Consider the following 23,482-nt stretch of genomic DNA (forward strand, 5'->3'; position numbering starts at 1 on the left):
AAATGACTAGTAATTTATTCGAAATTAATTTTGATGAAAATAAAACAAAAAGCACTAATGAATTAGGTATGCGTGAAATGCAGGCCCGTGTATACGAAAAAAGAGCATCAAAATATTTATTAGTTAAAGCCCCTCCTGCTTCTGGAAAATCACGTGCATTGCAATTTGTAGCGTTAGACAAATTGCACAATCAGGACATTAAAAAGGTTATTATTGCTGTTCCTGAACGCTCAATTGGCAAATCGTTTGGTAATCGTGCCCTAACAAATAACGGTTTTTATTGGGATTGGATTGTAAAACCAGAGAATAACTTAACTATTGGTGGTGGTGAAAAGTCCAAGGTTAAACACTTTGAAAGATTTATACGTTCAACGGATCCAACGGACGATATTCTTATTTCTACACATGCAACTTTACGATTTGCTTTTGAAGAGTTAGATGATTCATCTTTTGATGATACATTAGTCGCAATTGACGAGTTTCATCATATATCGCATGATGATAATTCTATTTTAGGTAATGCTTTACGTAGTATTATGAAAAATTCTACTGCGCATGTTTTAGCAATGACTGGTTCTTATTTTCGAGGCGACTCTGTGCCCATTCTTGATCCGGCTGATGAAGAAAAGTTTGATAAGGTTACTTACACTTATTATGAGCAGTTGGAAGGTTATAAGTATCTAAAATCATTTTCCATGGGATATAGCTTTTATCGGGGTAAGTATACAGAGGCTCTTTCAGAAGTTTTAGATGTAAACAAAAAAACTATTATTCATATTCCAAACGTTAACTCAGGGGAATCTACTAAAGACAAATATTCAGAAGTAGATGAAATTTTGGATATTCTTACGGATGGTGGGTCAATTAAGGTCAATGCCGATGGTATTTATGAAATATCACGTCCAGATGGGAAAAAGTTAAAAGTTGCTGATCTTGTACAAGAAGAAGGTCGCGAAAAAGTCGCCAATTACTTGGCAAACATTTCCGATGATATTACAGATTTAGATAAACTAGATATTATTATTGCTTTAGGTATGGCAAAGGAGGGTTTTGACTGGCCATTCGCTGAATATGCATTGACGATTGGCTATCGTAATTCATTGACTGAAGTTATTCAGATTATTGGCCGTGTTACACGTAATAGTGTTAATAAAACACGTTCTAAATTTGTTAATTTAATAGCTGAACCGGATGCAAACGACGATGAAGTCCTTTTTGCTGTAAATAGTATTATGAAAGCAATTACTGCTTCTTTGTTAATGGAGCAAGTTTTAGCGCCAGTTTACAAATTTAAGCCTAAAGATGACGTAAGTGATACATCAGATAGCATGGCTATTAAGGGGTTAAGACCTGCAAATACAACTGAACGGACACAAAAAATTATTGATGATGATATGGCTGACTTGAAATCTAGTATCCTACAGAATTCAGATGTGCAAAACGCCATAATAAGTAATGCAGACGCGAAAACAATTAATAAAACATTAATTCCTCGTGTTATCATTGATCGCTACCCAGATTTATCTGAAGAAGAACTCGAAACTGTTCGACAACACGTGGTAACAGATATTAATGTTTCAGCTAGTGAACAAACTGTTTCTGATGATGGTAATCGACAAATTATCAAAATGGCTGATCGTTTTATCAACATTGACGACCTGAATATTGATTTAATTGATGCAGTAAATCCTTTTCAGCGAGCATATGCTGTGATTAGTCATGATATTAATGCGCCTACTCTGCACTTTATTCAGGATTATTTGGCTAAAAATAAATACGAATTTACAGATGAGCAGCTTGCACATGCTTATTATCAAGCAAAGCAGTTCTATGTTGAAAATGGGCGAAAACCTGATACAAATAGTAAAGATGAAACAGAAAAATATTTAGCTTTTGCTTTATTACGCCTTGCTGAACTGAAGAAAGAACGTGAGGAGGATATTAATGGCAATTAATTTTGATGATATTTTTAATGACATGGACTTTGATGAGTTAACTAAAGTTGATAAACCTAAAAAAAATGTAAATGAATCATCAGAAGTGTCGAAGTTTCAAGAAATTATTGACTTTGTTGATGATAACAAACGAGAACCTAAAAAAACTTCGGAATGGTCACACGAAAGAGCATTATGGGCACGTTTACAGGGATTTCGTGATAATGATGATAGAGCAGCATTAGTTAAAAAATATGATTTAAATGGAATTCTTGAAAGGCCAGTTGTTGGACTAATAATGACTTAACAGATAATCAGAAAGTGGAAGATTTAGACACCATTTTAAATGAAAGTAACTCATTAGATGATTTTAACAATTTATTAGATGTATCACGCTATAAAAAGACAATTAATGCTGCGGATAAAATAGGGCGTCGAAAACATGCTAAAAATTTTGATCAATACAAAAAACTATTTGAGGAAGTACATGCAGATATAGCATCGGGTCGACGAAATATTGTACCATTCAAACAGTATGATATTGAAGAAAATAGATTTTATATCCAGAATGGGGTGATGTTATATATTATTTCGATTTCTAGAGATAAATTTATTGGAGATAATGGAAAATTAAATGCTAGAATGCACGTTATTTATGAAAATGGTACTGAAAATAAAGATTTACTGCTACAATCATTAGCATCGTCCTTATACTCTAAGGAAAGAAATGGTCGTATGATTACAGAAGTTATAGACGGCAATAGCATTGCAGAAGATTTTGGTGCGAATTTTACAACTGGCTATATATATGTCTTAAAATCTTTGAGCAAGGACCCTGAAATTAGTAAAATCAGTAATCTATATAAAATAGGATTCACAAATAATAAGATTGAACAAAGACTTGAGAATGCAAAAAATGAAATAACTTACTTGAATGCACCCGTTCAATTAGTATTGTCAGCTGAAATTAAAAATATTAATGCTCAATTATTAGAAAGGACGTTGCATCATGTATTTAAGGACAAACAAGTAATATTTCAAGACGATAAGTTTAAAAAAGCAACAGAATGGTTTATTATTTCTTTAGACGATATAGAAGTTAAGATTAATAAAATTATTTCAGATTTACAGAAATAGATATGTTGACTTAGAGGATTAAAATATTTATGTTAAGACTCCTATTTGTTGTATTAGTCCTCTCTTTTGAAATTTGTATATATGTGTATAATTGTAATTTTGTCCTATATGTATATTCATATAGAGAAAGTTTTATGTGGACAGATGAAGTGCCCCATAATTGGGTTCAATTGCAGATGGCGTGACAATAGTTCAGATCTTTAATTTAGTTTGTAAAAATTGCTCGTAAATTTGATGTTTAACATCTGATTTACGAGCTTTTTGCATATATAATAAATTAAAAGCTGTTTAATAATTAAATTTAATACGATCATTTGAGTAAATGTTTAAGAAGGTGTTTTAATTCCATTATTAAATGATATATATATAAATTTGTGTATGGTAACTGTTTTGCCAGTAAACATACGTAACTCGATTAAATGTAACGCTGCCCCTCAATCCGAGTATTTATAATGTAAGTTCATTTTCACTTTTGTGTAATACTGGCCCAATTGAACATTATACAATTAAGCCTAGTAAGATTATCTCAAAATAGTAAAGGAGCAAATTAATGAAAGCTTACAAACGTCTATCCCGCTCTGAACGTTATTACATTTATGTTTGGTATTATGAACAGAAGATTAGTTTACGGCAAATTGCCTTACGTTTGCATCGAACGCCTAAAACAATCTATGATGAAGTCCACCATAATCGGCGTCGTTCTGATGTCCCACTAGATAAAATCCCGTATGATCCGGAATACGCTGATTGGTTAGCTGCCCAGAACCGCATTAATCGCAATTATGGCAACCTTCACGTATCAAAAGGGACTTTAAAACGGGTTCAAAAAGCCGTTGAAGAAAAACACTGGACCATTCCGATGATTGCGCACAGCATGAAAAATGCGCCTTCAGCAACCACTTTATATCGCTACTTAAAAAAAGAAGTCCCGGCACTATTGAATTATAAAAAACGTAAGTACCATATGCGACCTGTTTCTATGCGCGAAGCGATGCGCTCACATCATGAAAGTGATTTTATGCAAGACCATAGTATTGACCAACGTCCCAAGACAATTAATCAACGCCGTAATTTTGGTCACTGGGAAATGGATTGTATTGATTCACCTCAAGGGGTGAAGGCCAGTTTATTGGTATTTTATGAACGTAAAAGTCGCTACATGGAGCTAATGAAATTGGACAGTAAACGCGTGAGTGCCATGCATGATGCCATTGAACAATTTTTAACCCGACATCCAAATCAAGTGCAGTCAGTCACTACGGACCGTGGTCATGAGTTTACCAACCTTGATATCATGATGCTATTTGAAAAATGGCAAGTAACTGTTTATTTTACGCATGCGTATAGTCCGGCCGAAAAAGGGGGGATTGAACGTATTAATCGTGACATTCGGCGTTTCTTTCCCAAAGGGCAAAGTCTGACTAAAACCACGTTAGTGGCACTAAGAGCGGTGCAAGACATTATTAACCATTATCCAAAGGCTGTCTTAAATTGGCAAACGCCACAACAGTGTTATCGCCAATTCTTGCAAAGTCAACGGGCACGTCAGAAGAAACGCCAACATCGGTCACAATTAGCTTAATTAAAATTCTAATTTTTACTATTTGAACTTGTATTTTATAGCAATCAATACAAGTCGTTTTAGTGTGTGAGTAAATAATTATATTTTAAAAATTATTGTGACAACCACAACATGGGCAGACAACCAGAGCAAGCAAACCAAAAAAAGATACAAAAATGTAATAAAGCGGGTAAAGGTTGCTGGCAAGGCATGCACGGCTAGTCGTTAAAAATTTTTTGGAAAATTGATAGCTAATAACTTGACAATTCCTATAAAATTCTAGTTTACATAATACACCTAAGTTAAAATAAGAATGTTGTCATAACAAGATTTATGAGTTTTCATAGGGGTTGACAAGATGCTTGCATATTAAATATTCAAGCGTATAATTATAAGAGCTGGAAAAGTTCATTTTGATTGGAACGGAGGTGAAATATTATGGCACGAATTCCGCAGAATCTTGTTGAAGAAATTCGTGAACACGTTAATATTGTTGATGTTGTTTCACCATATGTACAGTTAAAAAAACAAGGACGTAATTTGTTTGGAAAATGTCCATTTCATGAGGAACGGACGCCTTCATTTTCCGTTAATGAAGAGAAACAAATTTTTCATTGTTTTTCATGTGGCCGAGGAGGAAATGCTTTTAGTTTTCTAATGGAGATTGAAAATCTTTCATTTCCGCAGGCCGTTGCCAAAATTGCACCACAATCTGGTGTTGATTTAGATGAATCGTATCTGGAGAATGACCAAGATGTACAAGTCGATCCAGAAGTAAAGGCATTGCGTGAATTATACGCAGAGGCAACCAAACTTTATCATCATCTATTAGTCAATACTGCTTCAGGTGAGAAGGCGCTTACTTATCTAACTTCTCGTGGGTTGGATGAGAAGACGATTGATGCGTTTATGTTAGGGTATGCACCTGAAGGTAATATTTTATATGATTACTTCCAGACGCAAAAAGTTGATTATCAGCTATTACGTAAATCTGAATTATTTGTTGAGTGGTCTGACGGTAGCCTCCATGATCGTTTTACCAATCGTGTCTTATTTACTATCAGGGATAGCACCGGTCATCCTATCGCTTTTTCTGGGAGAAAGTTAACTCAGAATGATGATGAACCGAAGTATATCAATTCCCCTGAAAGTCTACTATTTAATAAATCTGCAGAGCTATTTAACTTAGATTTAGCCAAGGATACGATTAAAAAGCAAAAACATGTGATTCTTTTTGAAGGGTTCATGGATGTTATTGCAGCGTTTCAGGCGGGTATTCAAAATGGTGTCGCCTCGATGGGAACGTCGTTAACGACTGAACAAGTGCAACGTTTGTCTCGCATGTCTGATGGCATTAGTATTAGTTATGATTCCGATATGGCGGGGCAAAAAGCAACAAAACGGGCGTTGGATTTAATTACCCAACAAGGTCGTTTATCTGCTCAGATTATTCATATTCCTGATAATCAAGACCCTGACGAATATCTACGTTCAAATGACGCAACGGCATTTAATCAAGTATTAGTGCATAATGTTGAAGATCCGGTTACTTTTAATTTGCGATATCTACAAATTGATCGTAATTTAAATAATCAAACTGAGATGTTCGCTTACATTAGTGATGCGCTTACGGTAATTGCGACAGTCAAGGAACCAGTAATACGTGAACAATTTTTACGTCAACTTGCTAATGAATTTGACTTGAGCTATGACGCTTTGCAAGATCAGATTCGCCCGCTGTTGCTACAAAAGCAAGCACAGAAGCCATCTACTAATACGCATCAAGGTGCTCGACAACAGTCTCATCAGCCATCCTTTAATGGTAATCAGGTTGTTAAAAGTAGTCTGACGCGCGTTGAAAAAGCCGAACAAATACTGTTGGCATGGATGTTACGTGATAATGACGTTTGGTTGCAAGTTACCAATCAGGCTGACTTTTCTTTTCAGGATGTACCATATGAAACATTATATATGATTGCAATGGCCTATCGTGAAGAACATCAGCAACAACCTATAACGGATATGGCAGCATTTATGGATTATGTTCAAAAACCTGGATTAACTAGAATATTAGCTTCATTAGAAGGTATTGATTCACAGTTATTTGAAGATCGCGAACAAGTATCAGCATACATTCGTGTGATTAGCGATGAAGCCCCTTTAGAGGAAAAAATCCGTCAATTATCACGTGATATTAAAGAAGCCAATCAGTTGCATGACCATGCACGAATTGCACAATTAAGTGTTGAATATATGACTGTTTTAAAACAAAAGCAAACAAAGAATTTAAATAATTAAGGAGTTTACTATGGCTGCAAAGAAAACCGAGGGAAACACTACTAAGTTTAGTAAAACTGACTTTGATAAAGCGGTTAAGGGTATCATCAAAGAATTTAAAAAGGATAAGCAAATTAAGGAAACTGATTTGCAAAAGGCAGTTGTTAAGCCAATGTCTTTGAATGCTGATCAGATTGATGATTTGTATGATCAAATTGAATCAGCAGGTATTTCTGTTGTTGATGAAAACGGTGAGCCAACTGCTCGTGCACTAGAAAACAAAAAGACCAAGTTGTCTGAAAAGGAATTAAAGCAGGCAGCAGATGCACCAACTGGTATGAAAATCAATGATCCAGTTCGTATGTATCTAAAGGAAATTGGCCGTGTTTCTTTGCTAACTGGAAAAGAAGAAGTTGCATTAGCCGAGAGAATCGAATCTGGTGATGAGACTGCTAAGCAAGAATTAGCAGAAGCCAATTTACGTTTGGTTGTTTCGATTGCCAAGCGATATGTTGGTCGTGGTATGCAATTCCTTGATTTGATCCAAGAAGGAAATATGGGATTGATGAAAGCTGTTGAGAAGTTTGATTACCGTAAAGGATTTAAGTTCTCAACATATGCTACTTGGTGGATTCGTCAGGCAATTACTCGTGCCATCGCTGATCAAGCACGTACAATTCGTATTCCAGTACACATGGTCGAAACAATTAATAAGTTGATTCGTATTCAACGTAATTTACTACAAGACCTGGGACGTGAACCAACACCTGAAGAAATTGGTGCAGAAATGGATGTTGCCACTGACAAAGTTCGTGATATCCTAAAAATTGCGCAAGAGCCTGTTTCTTTGGAGACACCAATCGGTGAAGAGGATGATTCTCACTTGGGAGACTTCATTGAAGATAATGAAGCCGTTTCACCCGCTGATTCAGCAGCATATCAAATGTTGAAAGAGCAGCTAGAATCAGTGCTTGATACGTTAACTGATCGTGAAGAAAATGTGTTACGACTACGCTTTGGTCTTGAAGACGGGCGTACACGCACGTTGGAAGAAGTCGGTAAAGTATTCGGGGTTACTCGTGAACGAATCCGTCAAATTGAAGCAAAAGCGTTGCGTAAATTACGCCATCCATCACGTTCAAAGCAACTACGTGATTTCATGGACTAAGGAACAAAACCAACAATTATAGAGTGGTTTAACTATCAAATAGTAGTTAAAGCCACTCTTTTTACATAAGAAGACTTATTTATATGAGTAAGGAGTAAACAGATGGTGGTTATTTTATTACCATCCCTCTAGTTTATGGGGTTGCTATCATGGGAGAGTGGACGCTTTTCTTATTAGGTACATTACTGATTGTGGGGATGATTGTTATTAAATTTATTAGTAAGCGACACAAGCAGAGAACACCCATAAATTAATGAACATTCAGTTATTTAAAAGTAGTGATTAATCCTTAACATAGGTAAGCAATTTACCTATTTTTCGTGGTAAACTTGTAGTTAATATATATAAATAGGAGTTTTCAGTTATGACAAAAGTTTTGGTCGTTGATGACGAACCATCATTACAAACTCTACTAACATATAACTTAAAAAAATCTGGCTTTGATGTGATTTTAGCCGAAGATGGTCAGCAAGCACTCGACATTCTTCACGAACAAAAAATTGATATTGTTTTATTAGATATTATGTTGCCTGAAAAAAGTGGTGTTGATGTCACTCGTGAATTACGTGCTGAAAAAAATCAAATTCCAATTATTATGCTAACAGCCTTAGATGATGAAATTGATAAGGTTGTTGGTTTAGAGATTGGTGCTGATGATTACGTGACAAAACCCTTTAGTCCAAGGGAAGTTATTGCGCGTGTTCACGCGGTATTACGACGCTTTAGTCAAAAAACACAAGCGCCAAAAGAAGAGAGTGTGAAACATAATCAATCATATGGTCGCTTAACGATTGATTTTAATAAAATGGTTGTGCAGTTTGACGATGAAATCGTTAAATTAACACCAAAAGAGTATGAGTTATTGGCATATATGGCTGAACGTGAAGGTCGCGTTCTCAGTCGTGAAACGATTTTAGACGGCGTTTGGGGCTATGAATTCTCGGGACCGGATACACGGATGGTCGATATGCACTTATCGCATTTGCGGGATAAAATCGAGTTAGACCCGAAACATCCAGTTTATTTAAAAACAGTGCGTGGCTTTGGATACCGTTTCGACAGTTCACGTAATGAACAAGATTCAGGGGGTGAATGATGAATATTGATGAATTAATCCAATCAGCAAAGCGATTTGTTCTTTTCTGGTTTCTCTATGCAGCCATTATTTGGCTAATATTATGGCTAACTTCTCTAACAGGGGATCAGAACGTGACTTTGAAATGGCACGTTTTGATTTTGCTTTCAATGATTTTAGCTGGTGCAACAACGTTAGCTTTAGAAATACAGAAACAACGACGTGATGCACACCTCACATTATTTATTGAAAAGTTACAAGATTTAGAAACAACGCATACGCATACAGCTCATGTGTTAATGCATCCAGACGATACACTAGCACCATTGGCGGCTGCCATCAATAATGTCCAACATTTGAATAGTAGACGCATTAAAATCATGCAAGAACAGAGCAGTACGATGGAAACATTGATGGATAATATGCCTTTAGGTGTGTTACAAATTACTACTGAACGTAAAATAATTCAAGCAAATGATCAAGCAAGTCAATTGCTTGATGCACAGCAAAATTTAAATGGTCAACACTACGATAATGTCATTAAGTACCATCGTCTGATGGAGCTATTTGAGCAAGCGCTTAAACAAAAAAAGAAATTACGTGAGTTAGTCAAAATAGATGATAAAACAGTGGATGTTTCTGTCGTTTATTATGAAACACGTGAACGTCATTTTGAGTTACTCGTTTTAATGTACGATATGACAGAAGTTATTCAAATGAAGGATATGCAAACAGCATTTGTTGCCAATGCTTCTCATGAGTTGCGCACACCTTTGACGTCAATTGCAGGTTTCACGGAAACATTATTAAATGGTGCACAAGAAGACCCAGCAGATCGTCAACAATTTTTGGAAATTATTCAATCTGAGACAAAACGTTTGTTGGACTTGACCGATGATATTTTGACATTGGCAAAAGTGCCTGAAAGAGCAAGTTCACTACAGCAATTTAACATGTCTGAGATGGTTGAAAAAATTTTTAAAGCGAAATCTGATTTGAAGGATAACCTGAATTTAACCCTAAAAAATGAGGTTAATGACACACTGGTCGTTCATCAAAACAAGAGTAATTTTGAGCAAATTTTGACAAACTTAATTGGGAACGCTATGAAATATAATCGTCAGGATGGGGCAGTTAAAGTTTCAGCGATGGTTACTGCGAGTGAATTAGCATTTGCCATTAAGGATACTGGACTGGGTATTCCAAGTGATGAGCAGAACCGTATTTTTGAACGGTTTTATCGCGTTGATAAGTCGCGTACAAAATCAATTCCAGGAACTGGCCTAGGTTTGGCAATTGTGAATGATCTAGTTGAACAAGCTCAAGGTAAAATTGAATTAACCAGTCAAGTTGGTGTTGGGACAACAATTACAGTTACACTACCATTACAATAAAAATTATTTAATAAAAAAGAAAGAGGTTTAGCATGTCTACATCACGCCCTATGGTAATCGGTGTTACGGGAGGATCTGGATCCGGTAAAACAACGGTTAGCCAAGATATTATTAAACGTTTGGCTGGTGAGTCAGTTGTGATGGTGCCGCAGGATGCATACTATCAAGATCAAAATGAAAAAAGTATGGCTGAACGCCGTATGAGCAATTATGACCATCCCGATTCATTGGATAATGAACTATTGATTTCACAATTAAAGCAACTATTAAATCGCGAGACAATTGAGCAACCGACCTATGATTATACAAATCACACTCGTTCAAGCGAAACAATCACGGTTGAGCCAGCTGATGTGATTATTTTGGAAGGTGTCCTATTATTTACAGAGCAAAAATTGCGTGATTTGCTAGATATTAAGGTTTATGTTGATACTGATGACGATTTACGCTTTATACGACGCATGCAGCGTGATATTGTTGAACGTGGCCGGACTGTTGATTCTGTAGTTAATCAATATATGGAAACAGTTAAACCGATGTACCATCAATTTGTGGAACCTACCAAGCGTTATGCTGATATTATTTTGCCAGAAGGTGGCGCAAATGCGGTTGGTATCGGGATGTTAGAAGCTCAAATTCGAGCTATTTTAAGTCGAAACAAGGCATAAATAAATTCCTAAAGAAAGCGTGAAAATATTGGAAGAACGAATTTGGAATCGTATTGTAAAATACACGGAATTACAAGGGACCTCTGGTCAAGAACATTTCGTTAGACAAGCATTTAGACAAGATTTGTCACCATTGGTTGATGAAGTCGTTCAAAATGGTTTGGGTGGATTGTATGGTATTCGCTATAGCCAAGATGCTACAGCGCCACGGATCATGTTTGGTGCCCATATGGATGAAGTTGGGTTTGTCGTGACTCAGATTACGTCGCGCGGTATGTTAGTTGTTGCTCCAGTAGGTGGCTGGAATCCATATACGGTATCAGCCGAGCGTTTTACTCTTTTTACACGTGATAATGCCTATCCAGTTGTTTCGTCTTCAGTTGCTCCTCATTTGTTACGTCAAGGAAATGTGAATGGGACACCACAGATTCAAGACATTTTGTTTGATGGTGGTTTTACATCTGCTGATGAGGTCGCAGCTTATGATATACACCCAGGTGATTTTATCGTGCCTGATGTAACAACAAAAATGTTGGCCAATGGTAAGCGTGTGGTCTCAAAAAGTTGGGATAACCGGTTTGGGTTAGTCACGATTTTAAACGCTTTGGAAAACCTGAAAAATAAAACATTACCAAATACGCTGATTATGGGTGCTAATACGCAAGAAGAAGTTGGGCTTAGAGGTGTTGGACCTGCTGTTAATCAACTAAAGCCTGATATCTTCTTTGCTTTAGACTCATCAACAGCAGATGATACCCGTTCAGCTGAAGGCCAAGGACAAATGGATCAAGGGGCATTACTACGGGTCTTTGATCCCGGTGTTATTATGCCATTACGACTAAAAGAATTTGTATTAGATACAGCACATGATGCAGGTATTCCGCTACAATACTTTGTTGCTAAGGGTGGTACTGATGCTCATGGGGCACAGTCACAGAATCAAGGTATTCCATCTGTTGCACTAGGTGTCGCATCGCGTTATATACATACTCACCAAACAGTCTGGTCAGTGGCTGATTTTGAAGCTGCTCAGGCATTGGTAGAGACACTAGCACAAAAATTAGACGCCACAACTGTAAATGATATTATTTATGGCGACTAAATATTAAAAAAATAAATTAATTAAAAGGAGCACTGACAGTATGCTAATTGCCAGCTATAATCCGGCAGGAATGGGCGATAACCTAATCGTATTAACTAATAATCAAACAGAAAATTTTCATATTAACCACCAGGGAAATGTGATTCAGTTTATAACCGATAATAATGAATTAATTGGATACAATTTTATCAATATTAGTGAAACGTTAGATTTAGCGAATGTTTCTGGCCAAGTGTTCTTGTCTAAAGAACAAGTTGCAGAATTAAATAAACTAATTGAGAAAGCAGGTTTCTCAGAAAAACTGGTTGTTGATGAAGAACCAAAGTTTGTTGTGGGATATGTTGAAACGGCAGAACCACATCCGGATTCAGATCACCTTCAAGTGACAACAACCGTGATTGATAATGATCAACGTGTTCAAATTGTTTCAGGTTCACCTAACATGCAGCAAGGTATCAAGGTCGTGGTTGCCAAGGTTGGGGCAATGATGCCATCAGGACTTATTATTTGGCCAGGTGAGCTACGTGGCGTTGCATCTAATGGTATGATTTCTTCCGGACGTGAACTACATCTACCAAATGCGCCACAAGTACCAGGTGCGTTGATTTTGCCAGATGACTTTGCACCAGTTGGTACACCATTTGATGTCAACTCTGCCGCTGCTCAATCACTATTTGAATAAAAAGGTGGTGATTGAATGGCTTTGCAGCGACCAATTGTTTTTTATGAAAATCTTATGCATACCTATGATCAACAGGTTGCAGAATTGTTAGCTGCCAAGACAGAGTATATTTTCTTGGCAACAGATGATGGGGAATTTCCTAAAAAGGCAACAAAACAACATGTGACTGTTGAGACTTTAAAGCCTCAGCAATCATCAAAGAACACAAAGAAAAGTACCACAACAAAGGCCAAAAAGGTTGTCGATAAAGTATCGAAGGTAAACAAGCCTAAATCTATAAAAACTGGATTAGGACTTAGCTTGGACGATATTCTTTCGGAAGAGGAAAGTTCAGCTGCTCGAGATGACAATGGTTACTTTAAGGAACACTAACTCTTTGAAAACATTTGCTGAAACTATGTCGGCAGATGTTTTTTTCTGATAAGATAGATTTAATAAAATTTAACGAATAATATTTACGTTGGAATGGATGAGAGATATGGACAAAAATCCTAATTATTACTTTATTGGTATCAAAGGCTCAGGAATGAGTGCATTAGCATTAATCTTACATGATCAAGGCTATCAAGTCGCCGGATCAGATATTGATGAATATACTTTTACTCAAAAGCCACTTGAGGAAGCAGAAATCGACATTTATTCATTCGATGCCGCAAATATTAAGCCAGGCATGACGGTTATTCGTGGTAATTCCTTTGAAAATGATCACGTTGAAGTAGCTGCGGCTTTGGCAATGGCGGATGAATTAACAATCTTGACTTATCCTGATATGGTCGAACAATTAATTACAAAGTACACCTCAATTGGGGTTGCTGGTGCGCACGGGAAGACTTCTACGACCGGTTTGCTTTCACATGTGCTATCAGGGATTGCGCCAACATCATACTTAATTGGTGACGGCACTGGTAAAGGTGTGCCTAACGCACGTTTCTTTATTTTCGAAGCTGATGAATATCGTCGCCACTTTGAAGACTACACACCCGATTATGCAATTATGACGAACATCGATTTTGATCATCCAGATTATTACACGGGTATCGACGACGTGCGGAGCGCCTTTGAGGACTTTGGTAATAATGTTAAAAAGGGTATTTTTGCTTGGGGTGATGATGAACAGCTGCGCAAGATCAATGTCTCTGTACCGGTTTATTATTATGGTACTAATCCTGAGACTGATGATTTCTATGCAACTAATATTAAGCGTTCAACCAAAGGATCAAGTTTTGATGCTTACTATCATGAAAAATTCCTAGGTAATTTTAAAGTGCCTTTGTTTGGTCAACACGGTGTCTTGAATACATTGGCTGTTGTTGCCGTGTCATACTTTGAAGAGATAGAAACATCTTTGATTCAAGAAGAATTGTTAACGTTTCAAGGGGTGAAAAGACGCTTCACGGAAAAACATATCGGGCCAGTGACAATCATTGATGATTATGCACATCATCCATCAGAAATCACTGCAACGATTGACGCGGCCCGTCAAAAATATCCAGATCGTAAACTAATTGCCGTTTTCCAACCACATACGTTTTCACGTACGATTGCCTATCAAGATGATTTTGCAAAAGCATTGGACTTAGCAGATAACGTTTTCTTAACAGAAATTTTCGCTTCTGCTCGTGAACAAGCTGGTGAAATTTGTTCTGCTGACTTAGGTAAGAAGATTTCTAAGTTTGAGGGAATTGTTTCACCAAGTGATGTGGCACCTCTTTTGGAAGATGAAGAAGGTGTGTTCATCTTTATGGGTGCTGGTGATTTACAAATGACTGAATTTGCTTTTGAAACGCTATTAGCGAACACACAAGCGAATTTGCAGTAAAAAAGTTAATTTTTTTGCTAAAAGTTAATTTTTTGGATAAACTTTCTGTTATACTAAGGTCAGTGGGACGGTTCACCGAACCCTTGTCACCATTGACAACGTAGGAGGTACAAATGGATAATTTTCAAAATCAAGAACCACGGATCGTCAATCCGGATGCCAGTGGTTTAAATAACTTTTTCAAAAAAGTTTATTCATACATGGCATTGGCACTGCTGGTAACAGCAACAACAGCATATTTGGGTACAACATTCTTCGCTGGCCCAATTACTCGAATTTTTAGTAGCCCAATTTCATCATTGATTATTTTTGGTATCATGATGGGATTTGTTTGGTTATTTTCAAGTCGGGTGTACAAAAATCCGGCCCAAGCTTTTGGGATGTTAATGGGATTTGCAGTCCTTAATGGATTTACATTTACGGTGATTGGCCTTACTGCAGGTAAAGGAATGATTGCATTAGCATTCTTAACGACAGCTTTTCTATTTGCAGGTATGGCAGCATATGGATACTTCACTAAAAAGTCACTAGCTTCATTGTCATCAATTTTATTTGGCTCATTGATTGCTTTGATTATTGGAGGAATTATTAATCTATTCTTCTTTAACAGTGTTGTATACTTCTTCCTATCAATTTTAGGAGTGCTTGTCTTCGCTGTTATGACAGCTTACGATATGAATCGCTTAAAGGCAATGTACTATAAACATGGTGAGACGAATGCACAACTCACCCAAGGAATCGCCGTATCAGGTGCTTTAAACTTGTATATGGACTTCATTAATATGTTCATTTACATTCTTCAATTATTTACGGCTTTTGGTTCACGTGATTAATCATTTGATAGCATTATCTCGTTATAACGAGATAATGCTTTTTTGTTGAGGTTGTTATCCCTATTTGAACTCTGATAAACTATTAATAGATAAAAAGGGGTCTTGTACCCAGAAACGAGATAAATATGGCAAAACCAACTTTACTTTTAATTGATGGTAATTCTTTGGCTTTTCGTGCGTTTTATGCGTTGATTAACCAAGTCGATCGTTTTGTTAACCACGAAGGTCTACACACAAACGCGCTAGTTGGATTTAATAATCTGCTAGATGGTATTATTGAACCTTTTAATCCTGATTTAGCGCTAGTAGCATGGGATGCAGGCAAAACCACTTTCCGTACAGGAAAATTTGATAACTACAAGGGGAACCGTGATAACACACCACAAGAATTGGTCGAACAATTCGAACCATTACGACAAATGGTTTCGCTGCATGGTATCAAATCATACGAATTATCTGGTTATGAAGCCGATGATATTATTGGCACGATGGCCCGTCTTGGTGAAGCAGATGGTTATTCAGTGACTATTGTTACTGGTGATCGCGATCTGACACAATTAGTATCTGATGATATAACTGTTTGGGTGACCAAGAAGGGAATTTCAGAAATTGATCACTATACACCAGCAATGATTGCGGAGCTTTATGACGGCTTAGAGCCAAAGCAAATCGTTGACATTAAAGGACTGCAGGGAGATACCAGTGATAACTACCCTGGAATTGCAGGTATTGGTCCTAAAACGGCCTTAAAGCTTATTAAAAAGTATCATTCAATTTCTGAAATGTACGAGCAAATTGATGACATGAAGGCATCTAAGCAAAAAGAAAAACTGATTAATGGTAAGCAGGATGCTTTGCTGTCACGTGACTTGGCTGAGATTTTAACGGATGCACCAGTGACAATTTCATTATCCGATTTAAAGTATAAGGGTCCGGACTACGAAAATATTATTCCGTTTTATCAACATTTGGACTTCAAAGCACAATTAGTTAAGCTTGCCAATCAAGGTTACACGGTGCCAACTAGCGGACATAATGAAGATGTAGAATTCGATTTGAATAATACAGACTTAGCAGTATCCGCAATTACACCGGCTAGCTTAACCCATGTTTCTCAATTGCAAGGTACAGTGAGCTTTTACCTTGAATTAGATGATGAAAATTATCATACAGCCAATCCAGTTGGCTTTGTTATTGGAAATCAAGAGAATGGTTATTTTGCTAGTCGTGATATGGAACTACTAACGCAAAATTCACCAGTTAAAAAAATTCTTGAAGACCAGACGATTCTGAAAAATGTTTTTAATGCAAAAGAATTATATGTCAGTTTAAAACGACTAGATGTTGCCTTGCAAGGTGTCAATTTTGACTTATTACTTGTTTCGTACTTATTAGATACGAACGACAATAACAATGACCTAGGGGCATTGGCCCATGATAATGATTATTATGCGGTCATGACTGATGAAGAGGTTTATGGTAAGGGTGCAAAATTTGCCATCCCCGAAGCTGACGCAGACTTATTTGAACACCTTGGTCGCAAAGCCATGGCGATTAACTTATTGCGGGAACCGTTATTAGAACGGTTGTCAAAGCATGAGCAAACTAAGTTGTATGAAGAAATCGAGTTACCATTAACCAAAATATTAGCAGATATGGAGTCAACCGGTATCACCGTTGATTCAGAACAACTATTACAAATGCGCAGTAAGCTAACTGAGCGGTTGAGTGAACTTGAACAGAAAATTTATCAACAAGCTGGTCATGAGTTTAATGTGCAATCACCTAAGCAGCTTGGCGTCGTTTTGTTTGAAGAAATGAAATATACTCCCATTAAGAAAACAAAAACTGGCTATTCGACGAGTGTTGAAGTGCTAGAAAAAATGGGCGATGTACCAATCGTTGCTTCTATTTTGGCTTATCGACAAGTGGCAAAAATTCAATCAACTTATGTTGAAGGACTGTTGCGCGTGATTCATGGATCTGATTCGAAGGTTCATACCCGATACTTGCAAACCTTAACTCAGACTGGTCGTTTGTCTTCAGTGGACCCTAATTTGCAAAATATTCCGGTACGCATTGAAGAAGGACGCCAGATTCGTAAAGCGTTTGTTCCAAGTCAAGCTGATTGGCAAATTCTTAGTGCTGATTATTCACAAATCGAATTGCGCGTTTTGGCCCATATTACGGGTGATAAAAACCTACAAGCTGCATTTATAAATGGCGAAGATATCCACGCAGCGACGGCACGTCGTATCTTTGGTATTAAGGACGACGAACCAGTGGAAGGTAATATTCGTCGCCAAGCAAAAGCCGTTAATTTTGGAATCGTGTATGGTATTTCTGATTTTGGGCTTTCAAAAAATATTGGTGTATCACGTAAAGAAGCCAAAGCCATCATTGAAACCTATTTTGACCAATACCCAGATGTTAAAAAGTGGTCAGATGATATTATTGCTTCTGCTCGTGAAAAGGGCTACGTCGAAACAATTGCTCATCGCCGTCGTTATCTACCCGATATCAAGGCAAAAAGATTTAATGCCCGGTCATTTGCAGAACGCACAGCGATGAATTCGCCAATTCAAGGTTCAGCCGCTGACATTATTAAGATTGCAATGATCAAAGTTCAGGAAGCGATTGCAAAAGCAGGGCTACAAGCTCATATGCTATTACAGGTTCATGATGAATTGATTTTTGAAGCACCTGAAAGTGAAATGGCCGACCTAGAAGAGCTTGTACGAAATGTTATGGACAGTGCCGTAACATTAGATGTTCCTCTATTAGTTTCTTCTCATGTTGGTGCTTCATGGTATGATGCTAAATAATTTAAGATTTATAGATGTTATTCATTTGCTTTTCAAGTGAGTAGCATCTTTTTTTATTGATAATGTCTTATGATACAATTTAGGAAAATTAACAGACAATGCACTTAATTTAAGTTACAATAATAATTGAAAACGTTTCCAACAACGTTGTATTTATTTTAGGGGGATACTATGACAGCAAAGTTAGAATGGTTAGATGATCCAACTGTGTTTAGAATAGGTAAATTGCCTGCGCATAGTGATCACACAGTCTATCACTCAGCAGCTGAAATAACGCAAGGTGAATCAAGTTTGATTAGTAGTTTGGATGGAACGTGGCGGATCCATTTTGCAAAAACACCTGCCGAACGATTACTTAATTTTGAAGATATAAATTTTAATACTGAAAATTTTGATGATATTCAAGTGCCAGGTCATATTGAGCTTCAAAACTTTGGTCAAATTCAATATATTAATACCTTGTATCCGTGGGAAGGAAAAATTTATCGTCGACCACCTTATGCATTAGGTACCGATAAGACATACCCAGGTATTTTTAGTGATGCCAGTGATAATACGGTTGGTCAATATGTCAAAACGTTCAACCTGCCAGAAAACTTTAATGGGCATGATGTGCATATTCAATTCGATGGTGTCGAAGAAGCCATGTACATTTGGTTAAATGGTCAGTTTATTGGTTATTCTGAAGATAGTTTCTCACGTGCAGAGTTTGATTTAACACCTTACTTAGTAGCTGGTGAAAATAAATTGGCAGTTGAGGTATTTAAGTATAGTACAGCTGCTTTTATTGAAGATCAGGATATGTTCCGCTTTTCAGGTATTTTCCGTAGTGTTAATTTAATTGCTATCCCACAAGTTAACGTGGTCGATGTCCATCTTAAGCCGGTTGTGGCTGCTGACTTACATTCAGGAGACTTATCGATTGGTTTAACATTAGCGGGTGATTTAACTGATACGACTGCCCAAATTACTGTTAACAATCCACGCGGGGAAACAGTACTCGATCGAACAGTAACAGCAGAGCAACACATTCAGCTTAGTGAAGCTTTTGATGATATTGCACTTTGGTCGCACCGACAACCTGATTTATATGAATTAACGATTACTATTTTTGATTCAGATAAGCAAATTATTGCGGTGGTACCATACAATTTTGGTTTCCGTCGTTTGGTTAAAGACGATGATAATCGTGTGACGATCAATGGGGTGCCTTTGCACCTAAATGGTGTTAATCGTCATGAATGGAGTCCTGTCGGTGGCCGTAACGTTACGCTTGATGAGATGGAAACTGATATTGAAATATTTAAAGAAAACAATATCAATGCTGTACGCACATCACATTATCCTAACCAAATTCCTTGGTATGGTATGTGTGACGAGGCCGGTATTTATATGATGGCTGAAACTAATTTAGAATCCCATGGTAGTTGGCAAAAAATGGGTGCAGTTGAACCATCTTATAATATCCCTGGTTCAATACCAGAGTGGTTAGATGTTGTTTTGGACCGTGCAAAGTCAAACTTTGAACAATTTAAGAATCATCCATCTATTTTGTTCTGGTCATTAGGAAATGAATCATATACTGGTGATAATACTGTTGCCATGGATCAATACTTTAAGTCTGTTGATGATTCACGTTTGACACATTATGAAGGTATCTTCCAAAATCGTGTCGACGAGGACCGTATGTCAGATGTTGAAAGTCGTATGTATGCATCACCTGCGGATATTAAAGACTATTTATCAAATAATCCGAAAAAGCCATACCTAAACTGTGAATACATGCATAGTATGGGAAATTCAGTGGGTGGCTTTGACGAATATGTCCAACTATATGATGAATTTGATACCTATTTGGGTGGCTTTATTTGGGATTACATTGACCAAGCTTTGTATGTAACCGATGAAGTAACTGGTAAGCAGGTGCTTCGTTATGGTGGTGACTTTGATGAGCGCCATTCAGACTATGAATTTTCAGGGGATGGGATTGTCTTTGCCAATCGCCAACCTAAGCCAGCAATACAGGAGGTAAGCTATTATTATGGACGCTACGATAACTAATCAGTTACAAATTGTATATGGTGACGGATCCCTAGGTGTACAAGGCGAAAATTTCCATTATTTATTCAGTTATGAAAAGGGTGGTCTTGAATCATTAAATGTTAACGGTAAAGAATGGTTATATCGTGTACCCAAATTAACTTTCTGGCGAGCAACGACTGATAATGATCGCGGTAGTCATTTTTCAACCAAATCAGCAGCCTGGTTTGGTGCAGATATGTTTACTGAAGCTACTTCAGTAACAGTGGCCGTTGATGGTGAAGAACTTGGATTGCCAATTGCACCAGAAAACAATCGTTTTTCAGCCAATGAACATGCTGATTCAGTTTCATTGACCTATACGTTTTTAACAGCGACAACGCCAGAAACGACAGTTAAGGTTATTTACACAATTGTTGCCAATGGACAACTCAATATCCAAGTTGATTATACTGGAAAAGCCGGCTTACCGGAGCTGCCGACATTAGGATTACGTTTTGTGATGCCAACAGTTGCGGATGGTTATAGCTATTCAGGATTATCTGGTGAGACGTATCCCGACCGGATGACTGGTGGTCAAATTGGTACTTATGAGGTATCAGGCTTACCATTAACGCCTTACATCGTGCCTCAAGAAATGGGGATGCATATGCAAACCTCAAGTTTAACGGTTAGTCGTTCAACTAGCCTGAATAATGCTGATACGTCGACAGAGGCGGGACTATTGACCTTTAAGCAGTTAAACGAACCTTTTGCATTCTCTGCATTGCCATATACGGCGATTGACATAGAAAATGCCACGCATATCGAAGAACTACCAGTTCCAAGAAGAACAGTTGTTACCGTATATGGTGAGGTACGTGGAGTTGGTGGTATTGATAGCTGGGGAACAGATGTACAACCGCCATATCATATCTCAGCAGAAACTGATCACACATTTGATTTTACAATTCAACCAACAAAATAATAAATAAAGTTAATAAACTTCATGCTGATTAAATTTGGCATGAAGTTTTTAATTTCTTGAAATTTCTAACAATTATACCAAAATTCTGATAGAATATATCCTTGTGTTCAAAAAAGAAAGAGGTATAAAAGATTGGCATATTTTAAATGGCTTTATAGAGAAATTACATCAATTAATACGGCTGGTAGTGTCATGCTGGCATTTATTTTTGGTGTGCAGTTAGCATTATTTTTGAGTAGCCCAATCACACTACTATCTGCTATTACGCTATTAGCGACTTTAATCGGCTCAGCTTGCACTGTTTATATGATGATTGGTAAACCAATTAATGGTTTATTAGGATTAATTAGTGCACTAGGCTATATTTACATTAATTGGCAAGCCGGACATTATGCATCTGTTCTTGACCAATTCGTGTTCATCTTGTTAATTGATATTCCTTTGATTATCACATGGAAATCATGGGGACATCGTATTGTTGATGGTGTCAAATTCTTGCGTTTGCGAGGATGGGTGTTAACGATTATATGTATGTTATTGCTATGGTGGCCAGTCTTTTGGATTTATACACAATTAGGCGATACTAATCCAGTTTGGGATGCGCTTGTCTTAATTATTGGTGGCACAGCCTCGCTATATGTGTTCGTTGGATATGGTGACTCATATACGCTTTGGTTATTATCTGATGCGGTAAACATTTTGCTTTGGGTCACAGCCCTATTTGCAGGCTATTCAGCCAGCTCATTACCAATGTTGTTGACAATGTCCTTCTATCTAGCAACAGCATTGTATGGCCGTTTCTGGTCGATTTGGAGTAAGCCTAAGACTAATTAATTTTAGGCAGCTTTAACTTTTGCATATTATAATTAATCATTGTAGGTAGTGAGATGCTGCCTATATTTTTACTACAAGTGTACCTATCTTCGCCTTACTGGTGGAGATAGGTATATTTTTTTACAAAAAACGCCTACTCCTTGGCTGTGGGTAGACGTTTACGTAATTAGAATTGGGACTCTATTACACCCATAATATTAACATCAGGACTTCTAGTTTTCAATACTAAATAACAAAGAGTTGATTTGAGTTATGATGATAATAGTTATTAGTTTCGATAAATAATTAATAGGTAATGCTATCGTCAGGTAGTTTCATACAAACCATGTTACAATGTACCTATAAGCAGATGATGAGCTTATTAAATAATATAGTGGGGGGTATATCTATGAAAAAAAGTGAAGAAAAATCAAAATCAAGCCTTTTGGAAAAGATCATGCTAGCAATTACTGTATTTCAATTCATTTCAAATCTGTATGGCAAGTTTAAAAGACATTCACAACGCAAGCACAATAAATAATCTTGACATTTAGGAGAATATAATGGGAAAAATTTTGAAAGTTATATTATCAACTGTTTTTATAGCAGGTAGCATTGCTGCTCTGACAACTATTTTTATATTAAAGAAAGTAGACCGTGCTGGTGACCAATTACAAGATAAGATTTATGATAATTAGCTAGGAATAATTGATTGATAATTGTAGGTATTATTATCCTACTGCTTGTCGGTTTATAAAGAGTAATAGTGAAATCAGGAGACACTTTAAAATGAATTTAAGGTGTTTTCTTTTATTTTAGTTTAGCATTTTTAGATAAATATACTTTAAATACTATTTTTCATATCATTAACAGCGATTCTATCGTATACTAGTAGTTGTTAAAAATGAGGAGGTATTTTAATATGATTGGATTACATGTGTTTTTTGGAGTCATGATCGTTGTAGGCGCAGTGATGTCTGCTGTTTCTTTTCAAGGTGACACTGATAAATTAACGAAATGGCAAAAGGTTTCACTTATTGTGACAACATCAGCTATTGGTTTGACCATCGTTTCTGTTGTTTCAGTATACGCATCTATTTACATTGGTTTGCTACTATTTGTTATGTTAGCTGCCTATGAATATTTTGCTTTCTTACGAGTAGTACGTGAGAAGTAATATTTAACAA

The 23,482-nt window shown here is 36.9% G+C and carries 21 protein-coding genes; all 21 read left to right on the top strand.

Going from position 1 to position 23,482, the window contains the following annotated elements; genetic code table 11:
- Positions 1 to 2 precede the first annotated feature (2 nt).
- The 21 genes from FFM62_RS00230 to FFM62_RS00315 all read left to right on the top strand — a co-directional run bounded on the left by FFM62_RS00230 (position 3) and on the right by FFM62_RS00315 (position 23,472).
- Positions 3 to 1,955: a DEAD/DEAH box helicase gene (locus tag FFM62_RS00230; RefSeq protein ID WP_115470346.1), complete on the top strand. Its 1,953-nt coding sequence runs from the start codon at positions 3 to 5 to the stop codon at positions 1,953 to 1,955.
- Positions 1,945 to 2,241, top strand: coding sequence for a hypothetical protein (locus FFM62_RS10235; protein ID WP_240005882.1), 297 nt, complete (start codon positions 1,945 to 1,947; stop codon positions 2,239 to 2,241). Before FFM62_RS00230 ends, FFM62_RS10235 begins: the two co-directional genes overlap by 11 nt.
- Positions 2,242 to 2,255: 14 nt before the next feature.
- Positions 2,256 to 3,071 carry a GIY-YIG nuclease family protein gene (locus tag FFM62_RS00235; protein WP_240005883.1) on the top strand — a complete coding sequence of 272 codons (816 nt, stop codon included), beginning with the start codon at positions 2,256 to 2,258 and terminating at the stop codon, positions 3,069 to 3,071.
- Between the two features lie 550 nt (positions 3,072 to 3,621).
- On the top strand, positions 3,622 to 4,653 hold the full coding sequence (locus tag FFM62_RS00240) for an IS30 family transposase (protein ID WP_115470347.1): 1,032 nt from the start codon (positions 3,622 to 3,624) through the stop codon (positions 4,651 to 4,653).
- Between the two features lie 417 nt (positions 4,654 to 5,070).
- Positions 5,071 to 6,930 (top strand): DNA primase, encoded by a 1,860-nt coding sequence (dnaG, locus tag FFM62_RS00245; protein WP_115470348.1) that lies wholly within the window; start codon positions 5,071 to 5,073, stop codon positions 6,928 to 6,930.
- Between the two features lie 10 nt (positions 6,931 to 6,940).
- Positions 6,941 to 8,077 carry an RNA polymerase sigma factor RpoD gene (rpoD, locus tag FFM62_RS00250; protein ID WP_115470349.1) on the top strand — a complete coding sequence of 379 codons (1,137 nt, stop codon included), beginning with the start codon at positions 6,941 to 6,943 and terminating at the stop codon, positions 8,075 to 8,077.
- A 364-nt stretch (positions 8,078 to 8,441) separates the two neighbouring features.
- A complete protein-coding gene (locus tag FFM62_RS00255) occupies positions 8,442 to 9,173 on the top strand; it encodes a response regulator transcription factor (RefSeq protein WP_115470350.1) in 732 nt (243 codons plus the stop codon).
- On the top strand, positions 9,170 to 10,546 hold the full coding sequence (locus FFM62_RS00260; RefSeq protein WP_115470351.1) for a sensor histidine kinase: 1,377 nt from the start codon (positions 9,170 to 9,172) through the stop codon (positions 10,544 to 10,546). Before FFM62_RS00255 ends, FFM62_RS00260 begins: the two co-directional genes overlap by 4 nt.
- Positions 10,547 to 10,578: 32 nt before the next feature.
- The gene (udk, locus tag FFM62_RS00265) at positions 10,579 to 11,214 is read left to right on the top strand and encodes a uridine kinase (RefSeq protein WP_115470352.1); all 636 of its coding nucleotides are present in this window, start codon (positions 10,579 to 10,581) and stop codon (positions 11,212 to 11,214) included.
- A 28-nt stretch (positions 11,215 to 11,242) separates the two neighbouring features.
- On the top strand, positions 11,243 to 12,316 hold the full coding sequence (gene pepA, locus FFM62_RS00270) for a glutamyl aminopeptidase (protein ID WP_115470353.1): 1,074 nt from the start codon (positions 11,243 to 11,245) through the stop codon (positions 12,314 to 12,316).
- A 40-nt stretch (positions 12,317 to 12,356) separates the two neighbouring features.
- Positions 12,357 to 12,998, top strand: coding sequence for a YtpR family tRNA-binding protein (ytpR, locus tag FFM62_RS00275; RefSeq protein ID WP_115470354.1), 642 nt, complete (start codon positions 12,357 to 12,359; stop codon positions 12,996 to 12,998).
- 15 nt (positions 12,999 to 13,013) lie between these two features.
- Positions 13,014 to 13,370 (top strand): hypothetical protein, encoded by a 357-nt coding sequence (locus FFM62_RS00280; protein ID WP_115470355.1) that lies wholly within the window; start codon positions 13,014 to 13,016, stop codon positions 13,368 to 13,370.
- A 106-nt stretch (positions 13,371 to 13,476) separates the two neighbouring features.
- Positions 13,477 to 14,817 carry a UDP-N-acetylmuramate--L-alanine ligase gene (gene murC, locus FFM62_RS00285; protein ID WP_115470356.1) on the top strand — a complete coding sequence of 447 codons (1,341 nt, stop codon included), beginning with the start codon at positions 13,477 to 13,479 and terminating at the stop codon, positions 14,815 to 14,817.
- A 113-nt stretch (positions 14,818 to 14,930) separates the two neighbouring features.
- Positions 14,931 to 15,650 carry a Bax inhibitor-1/YccA family protein gene (locus FFM62_RS00290; protein ID WP_115470357.1) on the top strand — a complete coding sequence of 240 codons (720 nt, stop codon included), beginning with the start codon at positions 14,931 to 14,933 and terminating at the stop codon, positions 15,648 to 15,650.
- Positions 15,651 to 15,775: 125 nt separating this feature from the next.
- The gene (gene polA, locus FFM62_RS00295) at positions 15,776 to 18,475 is read left to right on the top strand and encodes a DNA polymerase I (RefSeq protein WP_115470358.1); all 2,700 of its coding nucleotides are present in this window, start codon (positions 15,776 to 15,778) and stop codon (positions 18,473 to 18,475) included.
- Between the two features lie 171 nt (positions 18,476 to 18,646).
- Entirely contained in the window at positions 18,647 to 20,536 is a 1,890-nt protein-coding gene (locus tag FFM62_RS00300; RefSeq protein WP_115470359.1) for a glycoside hydrolase family 2 TIM barrel-domain containing protein, read from the top strand.
- Positions 20,517 to 21,482 carry a beta-galactosidase small subunit gene (locus FFM62_RS00305; protein WP_075269687.1) on the top strand — a complete coding sequence of 322 codons (966 nt, stop codon included), beginning with the start codon at positions 20,517 to 20,519 and terminating at the stop codon, positions 21,480 to 21,482. Before FFM62_RS00300 ends, FFM62_RS00305 begins: the two co-directional genes overlap by 20 nt.
- A gap of 192 nt (positions 21,483 to 21,674) precedes the next feature.
- Positions 21,675 to 22,316, top strand: a complete 642-nt coding sequence (gene pnuC, locus FFM62_RS00310) for a nicotinamide riboside transporter PnuC (protein WP_240005890.1) — start codon at positions 21,675 to 21,677, stop codon at positions 22,314 to 22,316.
- Positions 22,317 to 22,704: 388 nt separating this feature from the next.
- Complete coding sequence (locus tag FFM62_RS10355) at positions 22,705 to 22,836, top strand: hypothetical protein (RefSeq protein WP_261789493.1); 132 nt, start codon at positions 22,705 to 22,707, stop codon at positions 22,834 to 22,836.
- Between the two features lie 22 nt (positions 22,837 to 22,858).
- Positions 22,859 to 22,993 (top strand): hypothetical protein, encoded by a 135-nt coding sequence (locus FFM62_RS10360; protein ID WP_257787089.1) that lies wholly within the window; start codon positions 22,859 to 22,861, stop codon positions 22,991 to 22,993.
- 224 nt (positions 22,994 to 23,217) lie between these two features.
- Positions 23,218 to 23,472, top strand: coding sequence for a hypothetical protein (locus tag FFM62_RS00315; protein WP_075269685.1), 255 nt, complete (start codon positions 23,218 to 23,220; stop codon positions 23,470 to 23,472).
- Positions 23,473 to 23,482: the final 10 nt, after the last annotated feature.

It is taken from the genome of Weissella thailandensis, assembly GCF_005405465.1.
Lineage (GTDB): Bacteria > Bacillota > Bacilli > Lactobacillales > Lactobacillaceae > Weissella > Weissella thailandensis.